12 protein-coding genes are annotated in these 13265 nt (G+C 71.6%); 7 read left to right on the forward strand and 5 right to left on the reverse strand.

Translation table 11 applies throughout. The features are described from left to right. Positions 1-90 precede the first annotated feature (90 nt). Positions 91-1524, reverse strand: coding sequence for an FAD-linked oxidase C-terminal domain-containing protein (locus tag MCBMB27_RS18660; RefSeq protein WP_043384819.1), 1434 nt, complete (start codon positions 1522-1524; stop codon positions 91-93). Positions 1525-1752: 228 nt separating this feature from the next. On the opposite strand from MCBMB27_RS18660, the gene MCBMB27_RS18665 reads away from it, so the two are divergent. Beyond that, a complete protein-coding gene (locus MCBMB27_RS18665; RefSeq protein ID WP_043346349.1) occupies positions 1753-2778 on the forward strand; it encodes a KpsF/GutQ family sugar-phosphate isomerase in 1026 nt (341 codons plus the stop codon). A gap of 103 nt (positions 2779-2881) precedes the next feature. Here MCBMB27_RS18665 and MCBMB27_RS18670 read toward each other — a convergent pair whose 3' ends face one another. The 3 genes from MCBMB27_RS18670 to MCBMB27_RS18680 form a co-directional block, all read right to left on the reverse strand. Beyond that, positions 2882-3718, reverse strand: a complete 837-nt coding sequence (locus MCBMB27_RS18670; protein ID WP_078947378.1) for an SHOCT domain-containing protein — start codon at positions 3716-3718, stop codon at positions 2882-2884. Between the two features lie 155 nt (positions 3719-3873). Further along, positions 3874-4473 carry a nitroreductase family protein gene (locus MCBMB27_RS18675; RefSeq protein WP_075381031.1) on the reverse strand — a complete coding sequence of 200 codons (600 nt, stop codon included), beginning with the start codon at positions 4471-4473 and terminating at the stop codon, positions 3874-3876. Between the two features lie 93 nt (positions 4474-4566). Continuing rightward, the gene (locus MCBMB27_RS18680) at positions 4567-5634 is read right to left on the reverse strand and encodes a GSCFA domain-containing protein (RefSeq protein ID WP_043346353.1); all 1068 of its coding nucleotides are present in this window, start codon (positions 5632-5634) and stop codon (positions 4567-4569) included. A gap of 74 nt (positions 5635-5708) precedes the next feature. On the opposite strand from MCBMB27_RS18680, the gene MCBMB27_RS18685 reads away from it, so the two are divergent. Then, entirely contained in the window at positions 5709-6743 is a 1035-nt protein-coding gene (locus tag MCBMB27_RS18685; RefSeq protein WP_043384815.1) for a WcbI family polysaccharide biosynthesis putative acetyltransferase, read from the forward strand. 69 nt (positions 6744-6812) lie between these two features. Here MCBMB27_RS18685 and MCBMB27_RS18690 read toward each other — a convergent pair whose 3' ends face one another. Further along, complete coding sequence (locus MCBMB27_RS18690) at positions 6813-7217, reverse strand: response regulator (RefSeq protein ID WP_043346357.1); 405 nt, start codon at positions 7215-7217, stop codon at positions 6813-6815. A 352-nt stretch (positions 7218-7569) separates the two neighbouring features. On the opposite strand from MCBMB27_RS18690, the gene pal reads away from it, so the two are divergent. The 5 genes from pal (at position 7570) to MCBMB27_RS18715 (ending at position 13213) form a co-directional block, all read left to right on the forward strand. Beyond that, positions 7570-8064 (forward strand): peptidoglycan-associated lipoprotein Pal, encoded by a 495-nt coding sequence (gene pal, locus MCBMB27_RS18695; protein WP_043346359.1) that lies wholly within the window; start codon positions 7570-7572, stop codon positions 8062-8064. Positions 8065-8176: 112 nt separating this feature from the next. After that, positions 8177-9163: a tol-pal system protein YbgF gene (gene ybgF / locus MCBMB27_RS18700; protein ID WP_043346361.1), complete on the forward strand. Its 987-nt coding sequence runs from the start codon at positions 8177-8179 to the stop codon at positions 9161-9163. Beyond that, positions 9151-10317 carry a tRNA lysidine(34) synthetase TilS gene (gene tilS, locus MCBMB27_RS18705; protein WP_403091484.1) on the forward strand — a complete coding sequence of 389 codons (1167 nt, stop codon included), beginning with the start codon at positions 9151-9153 and terminating at the stop codon, positions 10315-10317. Before ybgF ends, tilS begins: the two co-directional genes overlap by 13 nt. 3 nt (positions 10318-10320) lie before the next feature. Beyond that, complete coding sequence (gene ftsH / locus MCBMB27_RS18710; protein WP_012321255.1) at positions 10321-12243, forward strand: ATP-dependent zinc metalloprotease FtsH; 1923 nt, start codon at positions 10321-10323, stop codon at positions 12241-12243. A 223-nt stretch (positions 12244-12466) separates the two neighbouring features. Next, positions 12467-13213 (forward strand): sulfite exporter TauE/SafE family protein, encoded by a 747-nt coding sequence (locus MCBMB27_RS18715; RefSeq protein WP_043346365.1) that lies wholly within the window; start codon positions 12467-12469, stop codon positions 13211-13213. The last annotated feature ends 52 nt before the right edge of the window (positions 13214-13265 follow it).

Here is a 13265-nt window from a genome sequence, read left to right on the forward strand (position 1 = left end):
TCCTCACCGTCCGCAGGTCCTGCAGGGCGCCCTGGCGCGCTGTGGGTTCAGGCCGGCTGCGGTCCGGCCAGACGGTCACGCGGCCGCCGATCAGGCCGCGAGCCGCCCATCCAGCGGAAAGACCTTGGCGGGGTTCAGCATCCAGTCCGGATCGAACACCGCCTTCACCCGCATCTGCTGCTCGAGATCGACCTGATCGTACTGGAAGCGCATCAGGTCGCGCTTCTCGATGCCGACGCCGTGCTCGCCGGTGAGGCAGCCGCCCACCTCGACGCAGAGCTTCAAGATCTCGTCGCCCGCGGCCTCGGCCTTCTGCAATTCGCCGGGCGTGTTGATGTCGAACAGGATCAGCGGATGCAGGTTGCCGTCGCCCGCGTGGAACACGTTGGCGACCCGCAGGCCCTTCCCGGCGCAGATCGCGCCGATCCGCTCCAGCACCGGACCGAGCTGGCCGGTGGGGATCGTGCCGTCCATGCAGATGTAGTCGGAGATCCGGCCGGTGGCCCCGAAGGCCGATTTCCGGCCCTTCCAGATCGCGGCCGATTCCGCCTCCGAGCGCGAGACCCGCACGCTGGTCGGGCGGAAATCCTTGGCGATCGTCTCGATCCGCGCCAGCATCGCGTCGCACTCGGCATCCGAGCCCTCGACCTCGATGATCAGCATCGCCTCGGCGTCGCGGGGGTAGCCGGCCTGGGCGAAATCCTCGGTGATGAGGATCGCCTCGCGATCCATGTACTCGATCGCCACCGGGATGATGCCGGCCGCGATGATCGCGGCCACGCAGTCGCCCGCATCCTCCACCTTCGAGAAGCCGACCAGCACCGGCCGCGCCCCTTCCGCCGCCCGCAGGATCCGCACGGTGGCCTCGGTGACGATGCCGAGCTGACCCTCCGAGCCGCAGACGAGGCCGAGCAGGTCGTAGCTGCCGCTGTCGAGGTGTTCGCCGCCGATCTCCACCACGGTGCCGTCGTTGAGCACCAGGGTGACGCCAAGCAGGTTGTTGGTGGTCACGCCGTATTTCAGGCAGTGGGCGCCGCCGGAATTCATCGCGATGTTGCCGGCGATCGTGCAGGCGAGCTGGCTCGACGGATCGGGGGCGTAGAAGAAGCCCTCGTGGGAGACCGCCCCCGAGATGGCGAGGTTGGTGATGCCGCTCTGCACCCGGGCGGTGCGATTGGCGAAGTCGAGGTCGAGGACCTTGGTCATCTTGCCGACGCCCAGGATGATCGCGTCGGCCTGCGCGATGGCGCCGCCCGCGAGCGAGGTGCCGGCGCCCCGGGGGACGACCCGCACGTTGTTGGCGTGGCAATAGGCCATCACGGCGGCCACTTCCGCGGTGGTGGAGGGCAGCACCACGGCGAGCGGCATCTGCCGGTAGGCGGTGAGCCCGTCGGTCTCGAAGGCCCGGCGCTCGTCCTCGCTGACCACCAGCGCCTCCGGCGCGACCAGGGGCGCGAGGCCGGCCAGGATCGCGTCGCGGCGGGCGAGGATCGCGGGATCGGGGTCGGGGAAGCGGATGGTCATGGGGCTTGTGCCCTCCTTGGGCCCGCGGCGCGGGGTGGCATGCGGGATGGCGTGCCGGCAGCATGGACCGCGGCGGCCGCGCCTTCAACCGGCGTGCGGCGCTGCGTCGTCCCCGCGTCACATTTCAACCACGACGGCTGCCTAGCGTCGCCGGACACGCTTCGCTGCGCCGATCCGCGAGCCCGGCCCTCGGTGCCGGATCCGGTCGACGGGTCCAGAACGGAAACGATGAACGCTCCCGCCTCCAGCGCCCTGCGCGACGATCGTTACGACGCGCCGTCGGCGCATCTCGCCACCACCCGTGACCTCGGGATCCGCAGCCTCCAGCTCGGCATCGCGGCCCTGCAGGAGGCGAGCGCGGCCTTCCAGGGCCGGCTCGGCGCGGCCTTCGAGGAGGCGGTGCAGACGATCCTGCAGAGCAAGGGCCGGGTCATCGTCAGCGGCATCGGCAAGAGCGGCCATGTCGGCCGTAAGATCGCCGCGACGCTGGCCTCCACCGGCACGCACGCCTTCTTCGTCCACCCCACCGAGGCGAGCCACGGCGACCTCGGGATGATCGCCCGGGACGACGTCATCATCGCCCTGTCGTGGTCGGGGGAGACCGCGGAGCTGTCCGACCTCGTCGGCTTCAGCCGCCGGTTCTCGATCCCCCTGGTCGCCATCACCCGCAACGGCGAGAGCACGCTGGGCAAGGCCGCCGACGTGCTGCTGGAACTGCCCCGGGTGCGGGAATCCTGCCCGCACGACCTCGCGCCGACCTCCTCCAGCCTGATCCAGCTGGCCCTGGGCGACGCCCTGGCGGTGGCGCTCCTGGAGCGGCGCGGCTTCACCTCGGCGCGCTTCCACACCCTGCATCCCGGCGGCACCCTGGCCGCCCGCCTCAAGACCGTGCAGCAGGTGATGCACGGCCCCCAGGACATGCCGCTGGTCCACGAGACCGCGCTGATGTCAGAGGTGCTGATCGAGATCGCGGCGCGGCGCTACGGCTGCGTCGGCGTCACGGACGCGGCCGGGCGCCTCGTCGGCATCGTCACGGACGGCGACCTGCGCCGCCACATGGGCCCCGCGATCCTCGACACGCCGGTCACGGACATCATGACCCGCGATCCGATCACCGTGGAGCCGCACAAGCTCGCCCAGACCGCGCTGGAACTGATGAACCGCCGGCTGATCACGGCGGTCTTCGCGGTCACGGATGGACGGCCCGTGGGCATCGTGCACGTCCACGATCTGCTGCGCGTCGGCATCGTCTGAGGCCGTTCGGAACCGGCGGGTCCGATCCTCGCCCCCGTCCTGAGGCCTCCGCCGCGCTGCGGCCCCTCGGGATGAGGACGGAGGGTCGGACGACCGGCGCCGCTCACAGCCGCGCCAGCAGCTCCGCCTTCTTGGTCGAGAATTCCGCATCGGTGAGCACGCCGCGCGCATGGAGCGCGGCCAGACGCTCGATGGTGGCGAGCACGTCGTCCGATGATGACCGATCCGGCGCAGGCGCTGCGGCGGGACCCTGGATCCCGGCCGCATCCACCGGATGCGGATCCGCCGGGTGAGTGCCCGCGGGGTAAGTGTCCGCGGGGTGAGTGTCTCCTGGGCGTGGATCCGCTTGGCGCGGCGCGGCGACCTCCGCCTCGATCCGGCGCAGGCGGTCGAGGGCGACGGCTCCGGCCGGCCCGGTGAAGCCGAGGCTTCCATCCGCCTGCGACACGCCGGTGATGCGGTGCTCACCGGTGTCGTAGAGAGCCACCCCCGCCCCCGATTCGACCGCGAGCCGCCGGCTGTCCGGGAAATAGGCGTAGCGCAGCCCGTTCTGCGCTCCGGTGCTCGCCGGGTTCCCGAGACCGGCCGGCCACCACTCGCCGCCGCCCCGGAGGGCCGCAGGGGCCGCATCCGAGAAGCCGCCCGCCGGGAGCGCCCCGGCCAGCTCGGTGCAGAGCGCACCGACCCGCGCCTTCAGCGCGTCGTCGAACATCCGGCCGACCATCACCATGCCGCCGGCGAACCACTGGCCCATGCCGCCGAGATCCGGATGGTCGAACTGCGCCATCGTGCCGTGGCCGCGCTCCAGCGCCTGCACGAGATGGCGCACCGCATCCAGGCTGACCCCGTGGCGCTCGGCCACGCTCTGCAGCCCCGAGGCGTGGTCCAGCGGTCCGTCGTCGAAGAAACCGTCGCGCGGGGCGCTGTCGGACGGGTTCATGAGCCAGCTCCCGATTCGTCGCAGGGCGGACCAGATCGGTGCAGGCCCGGCGATCCGCCATCCGGCGTGCCGGGCCTGCGGCGGTGAGCCCCAGGCCGGCCACGACGTTGCGCTGCGGACACAATCCCTGGTCGAAGGCACCGGTTCCGGCCGTCTCAGTCCGCGGCGGGCGGGAACGGACCCGCGATGGTGAAGTCGGTGATCGGCCGGCGGCCGTTCGGCGTCTCGCGGGGCCGCTGCTCCTCGGTGAGTTCGGTCTCGGGCGTCTTGCGGCCGACCGCGAAGGCGGCCTCGATCCGGTGGTTCTCGGGCAGGCGCAGGATCTCGGGGGCACGGACATGGTCGAAGCCGACCATGCCGTGGGCGTGCCAGCCCTGGTGGATCGCCTGGAGCTGGAAGGCCAGCGAGGCGGTGCCGGCGTCGAAGGAGTGGCTGTAGGAGGGCTTGAGCTCGTCGCCGACCTTCATGAGCCCGTTCGAGACCAGGAACAGGATCGCGCCGGTGCCGGATACCCATTTCTGGTTGCCGGGCACGAGCAGGCCGAGGAAGGTCTCCCAGTGGGCGTCGCCGCGGAGCGCGTAGAGGAAGCGCCAGGGCTGCGAGTTGTAGGCGGAGGGCGACCAGCGCGCCGCCTCGATCATCCGCATCAGCTCGGCTTCGGGCACGGCCTCGCCCGTGAAGGCGCGGGGCGAGTGCCGCTTCACGAAGACCGGATCGATGTCGTGGTCGGCGCGGCGGGGCGGGGGCAGGCTCAAGGGATTCGTCTCCGAAGGGCGGGGCGCCCGGGCGGCCGAGCTTGCCCGAAACGCCTGCCCGGAGGCAAACCCGATGCCGACCCGATGCCGACCCTAGGCCACGCTGCGCTCGATCTCCTCCTCGTCGCAGATCACGCCGGCATTGCCCTCGAACTCCGCCGCGAGGTCCACGGGGGCGTGGGTCGGCGCCGGCGAGACCCGGTCGCGGGCGAAGGTCGCCAGGAACAGGCGCATCACGTGGCGGACGCCCGCATCGTTGATGGTGCGCTGGTCCTCGTTGTAGTAGCGCCCGGCATTCACGTTGCTCGTGACGATGTCGTAGGCGGGGAAGTAGACCGCCCGCGGGTCGCCGCGGCCGACCACCTCGCCGGCCGCCACCCGCAGCACCGACTTGGAGTAGCTGTTCGACTCCATCACGTGCCGGTCCATGTAGGTGGCGATCATCGGCACCGGCGAGACCGTGAAGATCACCCGCGCCTTCGGGTTCACGCTCCAGAGCCGGTCGAGGAAGCCGTTGAGGTCGCCGAGCACCTCGCCCGCGCCGGCATTGACGCATTCGTAGAGGTCCGGATCGAAGGTCCCGCCCGCGACCCCGGGGGCGAGCGGCAGCGCCGCCCCGTCGGCTCGCCAGCGCCAGCCTTCCGTGAGGCCGAGTGTCAGCACGAACACGTCCAGGGTCTCGAACAGGCGGCGCACCTCGGCGAGATGCGCATCGCGCGCCGCGACCACCTCGGCCTCGCTGGCGAAGCCCGCCGGCTCGACCGTGGGGCGGAACGGGTCGACGTAGCGGCCGTCGTCCCGCAGCCACGCCTTCAGCTCCGGCTCGAACTTGCCGTAGGCCCGGTCGAACAGCTGCACGAACTGGCGTGTGTAGTAGAGGTTGCCGTAGCGCGCCGAGAACGTGCCGAACTGCCGGGCATTGGCCTCCTCGGCGCTCATGCCGGGGGGCGGCGGCTCGGTCAGGTAATAGTTGAAGCCGGCGCCGCGCACCGCCTCGGCCACCCGCTGCGCGAAGCAGGAGCCGCCGGTGGCGACCTTGTCGGTCGGCCCGATGACGAACGTGTCCTTCGGGTGCGGATTGACCGCGAAGGGCGGCACGTTGGTGACGACCTTGCGCCAGAATCGCTCGGCCGGTAGACCCGTATACGGATTCAACGCCATCTTCGAACCCTCTTCTTCACGACGGCGGCAGGCCCTCGGGGGCGCTGACCCGTCCGCTGACACCGGCACGCGACGTGGCCCTGAACGACCTGCCCCGGCGCGCCCGCAGCGCGTTCACCCTCGCGACACCCAGTTGGGCGCCCACCTGGGCGACACCATGGCGGAACCGCGCCCGCGCCGCCACGACCCGTGACGGGCCGAGCATCGCGGTGCTGGGCAATTGCCAGGCGCGGGGCATCGCCCGGGCCATGCGCCTGCTCGCGCCGAAGAGCCCGGTCCGCTACCTGCCCATGGGCTCGCTGAAGCGCGACCACGGCCATGTTGACGGCTTGATCCGGACCCTGCGCGCCCACGACCACGTCTTCTCGCAGGCCTTCCCGGCCGGGCTGATCCCGGGCGGCGACGTCGCCACTCTGCGCGCGGCCGACCCGCGGCTCAAGCTCTTCCCGTCGATCGTGTTCTCGGCCTTCCACCCGGACATGGTCTATGCCGGCCAGGCCTCGGACCTCGCCGCCCTGAAGCTCGCGCCGTCGCCGATGGGCCAGTACCACTCGGCGATCGTCCTCACCGCCCACCGGCTCGGCCTCGAGCCGCAGCGCACCGCCGGCCTGTTCCGCGAGGAGGTGTTCGCCCGCCTGGGCTATCTCGACCATTGGGATCCGGCGGTGCGCGAACTCGTCGGCGCGGCGGATGCCCTGGGCTTCGGGCTGGAGCGGGAGGTGACCCGCTGGGCGCGCCGCGGCGCCTTCATGCATCTGATGAACCATCCCAAGGTCCATGTCCTCGGCGACATCGCCCGGCGGCTGCTGCTGGAGAACGGGCTCACGCCCGAGCCCGTGGAGATCGAGGATTACCTCGGCGACGAGCTGGCACAGGACGTGGTCTGGCCGCTCTACCCGCCCATCGCCGAGCATTTCGGGCTGACCGGCTCATACCTGTTCAAGGCCAAGCCCCGGGGCGACGACTTCCCGGTGCTCTACGACCTCTCGGGCTTCATCGCGGCGAGTTTTGCCATCTACGACGCGACGTCCCCTGGGGATCTCGCCTGTCCCCGGGTGGACGCTTGGCTCGCCGCGCCGGAGATCGTCGCGCTGTTCCGGCGCGGTTGAGGCCGTCTCCGGCCGTGAAGGGCGTCCGACCGAAGGATGCGGACGGCCCGTGATCCGGGAGGCGGCGTCTCAGCCTGCCGTGCAGAGCTGGCTGTCGCAGTCGGTCGCGCCGAGGCCCTCGACCATCATCCGGACCAGCCGGTTGACCTCCTGCACCTGGAAGGGCTTGCGCAGGAACAGGCTGCCCGGCACGCCGCTGCGGCGGTTCGTGTCCGTCGAGGAGTAGACCACCGGACGGTCCGGATGGATCGCCCGGAAGGCATGGGCCACGGTCCAGCCGTCGATCAGCCCCGGCAGGTGGATGTCGGTGAACAGCCAGTCGATCGCATCGCCCCGGTCGCGCAGGACGGTCAGCGCCGCCTCGCCCGTCGAGGCCTCGATCACCCGGATGCCGTGCGTCTCGCACAGGCTCGCGATGATCTCGAGGAGCAGGTAGCTGTCCTCGACGATGAGGACGCACTGGGCGGGGCGCATGACGGAGGTCCGGTTTTCGGCCCGTCGATTAGGAAGCGTTAGGGTTGAGGATTCCTTAAGGTCCCGGCCGGAACCGTTACGGTGCGGAAGCCCCGCGCCTGTTGCCGCGCCGCAACCGACACGGCCGAAATGGCCCTTCGCCTCCGTCCGCCCCGCCGCCGCCGCATTCCGGGCGTGTCCCGGGTGCGTCAGCGCACGCCATCGCTCGGTGCGGACCGTCACCACGGCCGCCGCGCCGCGCGACGGAACCGTCGCTTAACCATCCCCGCCTACCAACGGCGCCAGGACTATGCGGACCCGCCTCGAAGACCCGCAGCCGGCCTTCGGCACCGCTCGAGGAGTTTTTCAGACCATGCCCCAGCGTTTCCGCGCCGCCGCCCTCGGCCTCGCCCTCGTCGCCGCCCTCGGCCTCGGCGCCTGCAGCAACGACAAGGACCTCGCCGACGCCTCCGCCTTCGGGGCCGGCGCCGCGACCCCGGGCAGCGCGCAGGACTTCGTCGTCAATATCGGCGATCGGGTCTTCTTCGAATCGGATTCCACCGACCTGACGCCCACCGCGACCGCCACCCTCGACAAGCAGGCCGCGTGGCTGCAGCGCTACCCGCGCTACACCTTCATCATCGAGGGCCATGCCGACGAGCGCGGCACCCGCGAGTACAACTTCTCCCTGGGCGCCCGCCGGGCCCAGGCGGTGAACGACTACCTCGCCACCCGCGGCATCGCGGGCAACCGCATGCGGACGGTGTCGTACGGCAAGGAGCGGCCGGTGGCGGTGTGCAACGACATCTCCTGCTGGTCGCAGAACCGCCGGGCGGTGATCGTCCTCGACCGCGGTGCCGGAGCGTAAGCCGTCGGGACGCGTTACCCGGAGGCGGCCCCGGCCGCCGCCGCGCCGCAGTTTTGCCGCGGTGCGGCGCATCTGTTAGGGCCTCGCGCCGCCACCGGATCGCACCCCCACCATGTCCGCCCGTCTTCGCACTCGCCTCGCGCTCACCACGATCCTGGGAGCCGTGCTCCTCGGCCACCCGGCCGTCGCGCAGGACGCCTCCGAACTGGTGGTGCGCCTCGGCCGCATCGAGAACCAGTCCCGGCTCATGGCCGGCCAGATCGAGACCCTCCAGTACGAGAACCGCCAGCTCAAGGAGCAGCTGCGCAAGTTCCAGGAGGACGTCGAGTTCCGCCTGAACGAGGGCAAGGGCGGCAAGCCCTCGGCCGCTCCCGCGCCGTCGGGCCCCGTCAACGGCGGGAATCCGGGCGCCGGACGCCCCGGCAAGCGCGGCGACGCCTTCGACCCGGCCCAGGCCCCCGGCGCCCCGGGCACCCCGATGCAGCTCGGCAGCACCCAGCCCTCGGCGCCGCTGCCGCCCCGGGAGGCCGTCGAGGCGGCCGAGGCTGCGCCCCGGCCGCAGCGCCTGCCGCAGGGTGCGATCAACGGGGAGGACGAGGACGCGGAGGCCGGCGCCCCCGGCTACGACGAGCCCGTGGACCTGCGGCCGCCGGCCCGGACCGGGGCGATCCCGGCGCGGCCCTCCGAGAGCGTCGCGGCAACCCGGACGGGCGATCCGGCCGCCGATTACGATGCCGCGGTCGAGCTGTACCGGGCCAAGCAGTACGAGCAGGCCGAGATGGGCCTGCGCCAGTTCATCCAGTCGCATCCCCGCGACAACCGCGTCGCCGGCGCGACCTACTGGCTCGGCGAGAGCTACCTCGCCCGCGGCCGCAACCGCGAGGCCGCCGAGCAGTTCCTGAAGGTCTCCACCGACTACGCCCGCTCCTCCCAGGCGCCCGATGCCATGCTGAAGCTCGGCGTCACGCTCAACGCGCTCGGCGCCCGCGAGCAGGCCTGCGCGACCCTGGCCGAGCTCGACCGGAAATTCCCCAATGCCGGCAGCGGCGTCCGTCAGGGCGTCGCCCGCGAACAGAAGCGCGCCCGCTGCGGCGCCTGAGCGACCCGGGCGACCCGGTCCTCGGCGCCCTCCGCCCCTGGCTCGATCCGGCCGCGCGCGGCGGGCGGGGTGTCCTCCTCGCCGTCTCGGGCGGCCCCGATTCGAGCGCCCTGCTGTATGCCGCCGCTGCCCTGCGCGACGCTGGCCCGGTCGCCGTGCAGGTCGCCACCGTGGATCACGGCCTGCGACCGGGCTCGAAAGCCGAGGCCGAGGGCGTCGGCCGTGCCGCCCGGGATCTGGGCCTGCCCCATGCACTCCTGACCTGGGCGGGTGCGAAGCCCGGCACCGGCCTGCAGGATGCGGCCCGCACCGCCCGCTACGCCCTGCTCGCCGCTCAGGCCGCGGCGATCGGCGCCGGTCTCGTGCTCACCGGACATACGCAGGATGACCAGGCCGAGACGGTGCTGATGCGGCTCGCGGCCGGCAGCGGCCTCGCGGGGCTTGCCGGCATGCGCGCGGAGCGGACCTTGGCCGCCGGCCTCAGCCTCGGGCGCCCGTTCCTGCATCTGCCGAAGGCGACCCTGGTGGCGTGGTGCGAGGAGCGCGGCATCGCGTATGTCCGCGATCCCGCCAATGGGAATCCGCGCTTCGCCCGCGGCCGCCTGCGCGAGGCTTGGCCGGTTCTGGAACGCGAGGGCCTGACCCCGGCGCGTCTCGCCCGGCTCGCCGAGCGCGCCGCCCGCGACGAGGCCGCGCTCCGGAGCGCGGCGGAGCAGGCCCTCGACAGGACGGGGCGGCCCGGACCGGGGGCGGGGACGGGTCTGCGCCTCGACGGAGCCGCCCTGGCGGTTCTGCCGGATGCCGTGGTCCTGCGCTGCCTCGATCTCGCCCTGACCCGGGCCGGCGCGGCACCGCGCCGCCTCGAACGCCTCGAGGCCCTGGTCCTCGAATCGCTCCTGCCGGCCCTGCGCCGCCGTGAACCGATCCGGCGCACCCTGGCGGGGTTTCTCGTCTCCGCCGATTCGGGGGGAGCCGTGAGCCTCGCCCCCGCTCCGCCGCGCCGAAGCAGGGGGGCAGGTGCTGCCCTCGCCGCAGGGGCTCCCGAATTACTTGGCAAGGGAGAGCCCCCCGCCTACATTGGTGACGTGTGCACGGATGGACCGGAACAGCCGCGTGGCATGTCCGTCCTGGGGGTCGCACGCGCCAAGGATTGATCGATGAACCCGAATTTTCGCAACTTTGCCTTGTGGGTCGTCATCTTCCTGCTGGTGCTGGCCCTGGTCACCCTGTTCCAGAACCCGGGGCACCGGGGCGGCGGCAGCGAGATCGCCTACAGCCAGCTCCTGAACGACGCCGATGCCGGCAAGATCCAGTCGGTGGTGATCTCCGGGCAGGACGTGTCCGGCACCTATGTCGGCGGCGGCAACTTCACGAGCTACGCGCCCAACGACCCGAGCCTGGTTTCCAAGCTCCAGGGCAAGGGCGTGCAGATCACCGCCCGTCCGCCGTCCGACAACACCCCCTGGTTCATCCAGCTTCTCGTGAGCTGGCTGCCGATCCTGGTCTTCATCGGCGCCTGGATCTTCCTGTCGCGCCAGATGCAGTCCGGCGCCGGTCGCGCCATGGGCTTCGGCAAGTCGAAGGCCAAGCTCCTGAACGAGGCCCACGGGCGCGTCAGCTTCGACGACGTCGCCGGCGTCGAGGAAGCCAAGGAAGACCTCCAGGAGATCGTCGAGTTCCTGCGCGACCCGCAGAAGTTCCAGCGGCTCGGCGGCCGGATCCCGCGCGGCGTGCTGCTCGTCGGCCCGCCCGGCACCGGTAAGACCCTGATCGCCCGGGCGGTCGCGGGCGAGGCCAACGTGCCGTTCTTCACGATCTCGGGCTCGGACTTCGTCGAGATGTTCGTGGGCGTCGGCGCCAGCCGCGTGCGCGACATGTTCGAGCAGGCCAAGAAGAACGCGCCCTGCATCATCTTCATCGACGAGATCGACGCGGTCGGCCGCCACCGCGGCGCCGGCCTCGGCGGCGGCAACGACGAGCGCGAGCAGACCCTCAACCAGCTCCTCGTGGAGATGGACGGCTTCGAGGCCAACGAGGGCGTGATCATCATCGCGGCGACCAACCGCCCCGACGTCCTCGACCCGGCCCTGCTGCGTCCCGGCCGCTTCGACCGCCAGATCATGGTGCCGAACCCGGACGTCACCGGCCGCGAGCGCATCCTGCGGGTCCACGTCCGCAAGGTGCCGCTGGCCCCCGACGTCGACCTGAAGACCATCGCGCGCGGCACCCCGGGCTTCTCGGGCGCCGACCTGATGAACCTCGTGAACGAGTCCGCGCTGCTGGCCGCCCGCCGCGGCAAGCGCATCGTGACGATGCACGAGTTCGAGGACGCCAAGGACAAGGTGATGATGGGCGCCGAGCGGCGCACCCTGGTGATGACCGAGGACGAGAAGCGGCTCACCGCCTACCACGAGGGCGGTCACGCCATCGTGGCGCTGAACGTCCCGGCCACCGACCCGGTGCACAAGGCGACGATCATCCCCCGCGGCCGGGCGCTCGGCATGGTCATGCAGCTGCCCGAGCGCGACAAGCTCTCCATGAGCTTCGAGCAGATGACCTCGCGGCTGGCGATCATGATGGGCGGCCGCATCGCCGAGGAGATGATCTTCGGGCGCGAGAAGGTGACCTCGGGCGCGCAGTCGGACATCGAGCAGGCGACGCGTCTCGCCAAGATGATGGTGACACGCTGGGGCTTCAGCCCCGAGCTCGGCACCGTCGCGTACGGCGACAACAACGACGAGGTCTTCCTCGGCATGTCGATGGGCCGGCAGCAATCGGTCTCCGAATCGACCGCCCAGAAGATCGACGCCGAGGTCCGCCGCCTCGTGGAGACCGGTCTGGAGGAGGCGCGCCGCATCCTGGCCGAGCACAAGGACGACCTGGAAGCCCTGGCGCAGGGTCTCCTCGAATACGAGACCCTCTCGGGCGAGGAGATCCGCAACCTGCTCAAGGGCCAGCCCCCGATCCGCGACGGCGGCGACGTGCCGCCGACCCCGGCCCGGGGCTCCTCGGTCCCCTCGGCGGGCCGCGGCCGGCCGAAGGAGAGCGACGGCGGCCTGGAGCCGCAGCCGCAGGCCTGAGGCACGGACAACAGCACGACCACCGGAAAGGGCGCCCCGCGGCGCCCTTTTTCGTGCCGGCGCCGGATGCGACGCGCGCACGGACCGCGTCGGCAGCCGCCTGTGACAATCCGGACGGCTCGTTTATGACTCGGCCGCGCCAACACGGCCGAAGCTTCGGTGCCGCCCACCCGGGGGTTGGGCCGGACTGGCCAAACGCTCACCCCGTCGCAGAAACGCTTCCATGCCGGTCTCGACCTATCTCGTCGTCGCCCTGGGCGCCGGCGTCGCCGGCTTCGTGCAGGGTCTGTCGGGCTTCGCCTTCGGCCTCGTGGCCCTGTCGTTCTGGGCCTGGGTGATCGATCCGAAGCTTGCCGCCATCCTCTCGGTGGCCGGGGGGCTCGCCGGCCAGATCGTCGCCGCCGTCTCGGTGCGGCGTGGCGTCGATCTCAAGAGCCTCGCGCCCTTCGTGCTCGGCGGCCTCGCCGGTATCCCACTCGGCGTCCTGCTGCTGCCCAGCCTCGACGCCGACCGGTTCAAGGCCCTGCTCGGCCTCCTGCTGATGGTCTGGTGCCCGGTGATGCTGTTCGCCCGGGACCTCCCGCGGGTCACGGCGGGCGGTCGGATCGCCGACGCCGCGGTCGGCCTTGCCGGCGGTGTCATGGGCGCCCTCGGCGGCTTCACGGGCGTGCTGCCGACCCTCTGGTGCACCCTGCGCCGCTACGAGCGCGACGTGCAGCGCACGATCGTCCAGAACTTCAACCTCGCGATGCTCGCGGTGACGATGATCACCTATCTCGCCTCGGGGATCATCACCCCGCCGGTCCTGCCGATGCTGGCCGTGGTCCTGCTGGCCATGCTGATCCCCACGCTCCTCGGGACCCGGGCCTATGGCGGCATCAGCGAAGTGGCGTTCCGCAGGCTCGTGCTGAGCCTGCTCACGCTCTCGGGCCTCACCCTCTTGGCGTCGGCGCTGCCCCGGCTCCTGTAAACGCCGCGCCGCCCCATTTAGAACGCCTTTGTCGGGAAGCAACCGATTCACC

It is taken from the genome of Methylobacterium phyllosphaerae (genome assembly GCF_001936175.1).
Classification (GTDB): Bacteria; Pseudomonadota; Alphaproteobacteria; order Rhizobiales; family Beijerinckiaceae; genus Methylobacterium; species Methylobacterium fujisawaense.

What these genes read in the sequence shown, in the direction of transcription:
- MCBMB27_RS18660 (WP_043384819.1), bottom strand. Translation starts at nt 1,524, where the DNA reads ATGACCATCCGCTTCCCCGACCCCGATCCCGCGATCCTCGCCCGCCGC.
- MCBMB27_RS18665 (WP_043346349.1), top strand. Translation starts at nt 1,753, where the DNA reads ATGAACGCTCCCGCCTCCAGCGCCCTGCGCGACGATCGTTACGACGCG.
- MCBMB27_RS18670 (WP_078947378.1), bottom strand. Translation starts at nt 3,718, where the DNA reads ATGAACCCGTCCGACAGCGCCCCGCGCGACGGTTTCTTCGACGACGGA.
- MCBMB27_RS18680 (WP_043346353.1), bottom strand. Translation starts at nt 5,634, where the DNA reads ATGGCGTTGAATCCGTATACGGGTCTACCGGCCGAGCGATTCTGGCGC.
- MCBMB27_RS18690 (WP_043346357.1), bottom strand. Translation starts at nt 7,217, where the DNA reads ATGCGCCCCGCCCAGTGCGTCCTCATCGTCGAGGACAGCTACCTGCTC.
- pal (WP_043346359.1), top strand. Translation starts at nt 7,570, where the DNA reads ATGCCCCAGCGTTTCCGCGCCGCCGCCCTCGGCCTCGCCCTCGTCGCC.
- ybgF (WP_043346361.1), top strand. Translation starts at nt 8,177, where the DNA reads ATGTCCGCCCGTCTTCGCACTCGCCTCGCGCTCACCACGATCCTGGGA.
- ftsH (WP_012321255.1), top strand. Translation starts at nt 10,321, where the DNA reads ATGAACCCGAATTTTCGCAACTTTGCCTTGTGGGTCGTCATCTTCCTG.
- MCBMB27_RS18715 (WP_043346365.1), top strand. Translation starts at nt 12,467, where the DNA reads ATGCCGGTCTCGACCTATCTCGTCGTCGCCCTGGGCGCCGGCGTCGCC.